General features: G+C 68.7%; 3 protein-coding genes. 2 read left to right on the plus strand and 1 reads right to left on the minus strand.

Features of this window, described 5'->3' with window-relative positions:
• Positions 1-1,730 (plus strand): DEAD/DEAH box helicase (locus M3Q23_08570; protein MDP9342139.1); only part of this gene is annotated, 1,730 nt, incomplete at its 5' end.
• Entirely contained in the window at positions 1,714-1,884 is a 171-nt protein-coding gene (locus M3Q23_08575; GenBank protein MDP9342140.1) for a hypothetical protein, read from the plus strand. The genes M3Q23_08570 and M3Q23_08575, both read left to right, overlap by 17 nt.
• A gap of 1,332 nt (positions 1,885-3,216) precedes the next feature.
• Here M3Q23_08575 and M3Q23_08580 read toward each other — a convergent pair.
• On the minus strand, positions 3,217-4,251 hold a 1,035-nt coding region (locus tag M3Q23_08580; GenBank protein MDP9342141.1), incomplete at its 5' end, for a DUF4238 domain-containing protein.

A 4,251-nucleotide genomic window follows, 5' to 3' on the forward strand; every position in this document is an offset into this window, starting at 1 on the left:
GCCTCCTCCGGGTGGTGATCGACGAGGTCCACGGGTTCTTGGGGACGGAGCGGGGGGCCCAGGTCCAATCGCTCCTGCGGAGGGTGGAGGACGCCACCGGCAGGATCGTCCCCCGCATCGGGCTCTCCGCCACCATCGGGGACGCGTCCGCGGCGGCCGAGTTCCTCCGCCCGGGGGCGGGAGGCTCCGTCGCGGTGGTCCGGTCCTTCGAGCCCCACCGGGTGCGCATCCAGGTTCGGGGCTACCGCGCCCCGGCCCGTTCGGAGGGCGGAGAGGAGGGGCTGGACCCGGAGGAGGCCATCGCCCGGGACCTGTTCGGGCTCCGGGGGACCGACAACCTGGTGTTCGTGAACTCCCGGGCCGCCGTGGAGCGCTACGCCGACCTGTTGGCGGAGCTGTCGGACCGGGCCGGGGTCCCCTGCGAGTTCTGGCCCCACCACGGGAGCCTCGCCGCCGGCGTGCGCCGTCACGCCGAGGCCTCCCTGAAGGGCCACGGGCCCGCCACCGCGGTGTGCACGAGCACCTTGGAGCTCGGGATCGACATCGGGACCGCAGAGAGCGTGGCCCAGGTGGGCCCGCCGCCCTCCGTGGCGAGCCTCCGCCAGCGCCTGGGGCGCTCCGGGAGGCGGGGAGGCCCCGCGGCGATCCGGATCCACGTGATCGAGGGGGATGTCCTCGACCCGGTGGGCCGGCTTCGCCCGGCCCTGGTGCAGGCCATCGCGGCGGTCCGCCTCCTCGGGCAGCGGTGGTACGAGCCCGTCCCCCCGGGGGTGCGGCACCTGTCCACCTTGGTCCAGCAGATCCTCTCACTCATCTCCGAGCGGTCCGGGGTCGCTCCCAACGAGGCGCACCGGGTGTTGTGCGGGGGGCCGGGGGCGGCGTTCGCCGGGGTGACGGAGGTCGAGTTCGCCCGGATCCTCCGTTCCATGGAGGACCGGGGCCTCGTCGAGGGCGCCGAAGACGGGACCGCGCTCCTCGGGGCCCAGGGGGAGCGGGTGGTCGGCCGCCACACCTTCTACGCCGCGTTCCGGACCCCCGTGGAGTACCGGGTGGCGGGGGAGGGCCGGGAGCTGGGGACCCTCCCCGTCGTCCGTCCCTTGTGCGTGGGGCAGCCCATGCTGTTCGCGGGGCGCCGGTGGGTGGTCTCGGCCGTGCACGAGGGGCGGCGCTTGGTGGAGGTGGAGCAGGCGCCGTCCGCCGTGGCCCCGGAGTTCGGGGGGCTCGGGATGAGCGTGGCCGGGCGGGTCCGGGAGGAGATGCTGGTGATCTACCGGGGGGAGGACGTCCCCCCCTACCTGGACCCGTCGGCCCGGGACCTCCTGGCGGAGGGGCGGGAGGCCTTCACCCGCCTCGAGCTGGGGGAGCGCCCCCTGCTCCCGTGGGGGGGCGGGACCTTCGCGTTCTGCTGGGCCGGCGACCCTGCCCTCGACGCCATGGCCCTCGCCCTGCGGGCCCGGGAGGTCATGGCGTTCCCCCACGGCCCGGCCGTCCGGGTCCCCACCCGTCCGGAGGAGCTCAGGGCACACCTCGCGGCGCTGGCCGCCTCCCCGCCCCCCGAGGGAGCCGACCTGGCCCGGGGGGTCGGTGTGGCCCACGAGAAGCACGACCGGTACCTGCCCAGGGACCTGCTGCTGACCGAGCACGCCGCCCGGGCCCTGGACGTGGCAGGGGCGTGGCGGGTCATCGAGCGCCTGATCGAGGAGGAGGAGCGTCATGACCGAGCGGGATGAGGACCAGCCGCGCCGGGTCGAGCTGGGGGATGAGGTCACCTACATGGGCCAGCGATGGTGGCTCGACGACGAGGCCCTCATCGGCCGGGAGGGACAGCCCGACCTCCTGTGGGGCCAGTTCGACCCCGAGGACCTGGTCCCGGTCAAGGAGTAGGGCCAGCGTCCGTCCCGTCGAGGAGCTCGCTGTAGCTCACGGAGTAAGGGCAGGGGTGGGCATCTTGGCCGGGGCGACAGAAGGCTTGGTTGCTCTGCTGCGGCGGTCCAACTTGATGATGTCAGCCAATCCCTACCCCTCGCCTAAGTGCGGATGTTGGGCACTTGTCAGGCACGAAACCGCGCGGGTGTCCCGCACTTGTCCATCGCCCGCTTCCGCGGATAGTACTCTCAGAGGGACTCCCTCGGCTAGGCCGTCGAGGAATTCCATGTCGCCCGCCTGAAGGTGTCCAAGACGTCATGGCCACGGAGTCCTTTGCCCCCAGATAGGGGCTGCTCTCGGTGTGCGCCCAGCCCGACGCGGAGAGGGTGAACTCTCCAGCCGGAAGGCTGACCGAGACGACGGCGTGCGGGGAGTCGTCTAACTTCGCCCGACCACACAAGAGCTTGAAGAACCCCTACCCTCGGACCCCTGCCATCCAAAGGACGACAGGCTGATGTCCGGGGTGATCATCTCCAACATGTCACAGCAGCTCGTCTACCGCCTCATCGTCAGCATCGTGGACGCCCGGTCGCTCGAGACCTGGGCGGGCCAGGGTGTGGACACCTATCGGGGACGCACCTATTTGCAAGAGGTACCGCCGGGCGCGTGGCAAGGAAGTCCGTTCCCGAGCACATTTCGGACCTATTTCGTGTCTCGCGCGAGATGTTCGTCCAAGGCTCCTCCTCGACGAGCCATGCAGAAGCGGTGGTGTCTTAGTTTGAGCGAGTGCTGCGTAATCGCCGAACCACCGTGTAGATAGCCCATGCGATCAACGCGGCTGGCAGAACGAGGTACAGGAAGGCTTCGACATACATCGGCGGACGAGTCTACTCGCGCTCGTGCGTCCAGAAGCGGTTTGGTGATGTCTCAGTTTGGCTGGTGAGGCCTGGGGTTCCTCTCACGGGGGACGCCGTACCGGTGATCGAGCCACCGGCAAGCCCAGGCAGCGACGGGCTTGGGCAAACGTCCTGCATGTCCGAGCCCGTCGAGCCAATCTGCGAACCGGGTCACAGCCATGTTCTTCTTCTGCCAGGGACGAGCCACGAACAAGTTTCCCATCGTTGTCAGGTCGACACAGTCCGGATGGCGTCTCAGGTTGGGAGGCGGGGGGGCGCCTCGAGGCGTCGCCAGAGCCGGTAGTTGCCGAAGTAGAACCGCCAGCCAAAACCGGAAGACGTGGTCCCAGCAGCTCCCACGGGACCGGTTGACCTGCTCGAAAGATCCCAGTGGTGACCCGGCCTGCCATGTCCGCGGCACGAGAGCAGATGTCTTTCAGGCTTGCCTCGTCCATTAGTCCTCCCACCGGGGCCATCGTTGCCTGCGCTTCACCTCGCCCTTCGGCCGCAGCCTCTGCACCTTTCCTGGCTCGCCTCCGGTCTGCTCGAAGATGTGGATCGTTGGAGGAATAGGCGCGAGCTGACCTACGCGGAGCTTCTCACGCTTGGCTTGCGCTCTGACCCGCTGAACATCGCCGGGCGACTGTCCGTAGATCGCCCACTCCGCAGACGCGTACGTGCGGAGGTTGATCTCCTCGACCTCGCCTCGTCGCGCGTCGAAGTGGCGGAGCTCAGGTGGGCCTGGAACAGCAACGAGTGCCGCGCTCGGGTCGAGCGGGCACGTCGCCTCTATGTCGGGGGACGACAGCCAGCCGACACCGTATCCGGGCTGAGCCGTCTGATCGTGCAGCAAGATCGGGTGATCGGACAGGATGAAATCGCAGTCCCGCGGGCCGTGGACCACGAACCAGGACATCTGGCCCGCAATGGCTGGCACGGCACCCTCGGCGAACATGAACATTGCGCCTACCGCGTGATCCTGCCCCGCCTTTAAGACCAGTTCTCCGGAGTCGAGCTGATCCACCCACTCCCGACCGCGGCGCTCGGCCTCCTTGAGGGAGATCTCCTCGCCGCGCAGGTGATGGAGTTCCTGGACCTCGCGTGGGTTGAGGAGACGACCCATCGTTTCGAGCGTGTACGACTGCTCGAAGGTGTACGTGAGCCACTGTCTCCCTCTCGGCGTGCGGTGGTACTGGAGGTAGAGGAACAGCGCCATCGCGACGCGCTGGGCGGGGTCGATCGCCCGGCCTTCCACCAGTTCGCGGATGACTTCCGCTGCCTCCCCCTCGACCAGACTCAACGCGTACTCGGCATACCCCTTCGGAATGTTCTTGGCTTCGAGAAGATCGTTGTAGCCGGCGACGTGTAAACGCCGGTCGAAACCTGTAGCACCCGCGGCCTGAAAACGCCGGTCGAAACCTGTAGCACCCCGACATCCCGAGTTCTGCTCGCATCGCCCGGAAGCTTCCTCCATAGGGAAGCAACCGGA

The sequence above is a fragment of the Actinomycetota bacterium genome, assembly GCA_030774015.1.
In the GTDB taxonomy this organism is placed as follows: Bacteria; Actinomycetota; UBA4738; order UBA4738; family JACQTL01; genus JALYLZ01.

Coding starts and splice junctions, on each gene's coding strand:
- M3Q23_08575 (MDP9342140.1), top strand. CDS start 1,714: ATGACCGAGCGGGATGAGGACCAGCCGCGCCGGGTCGAGCTGGGGGAT.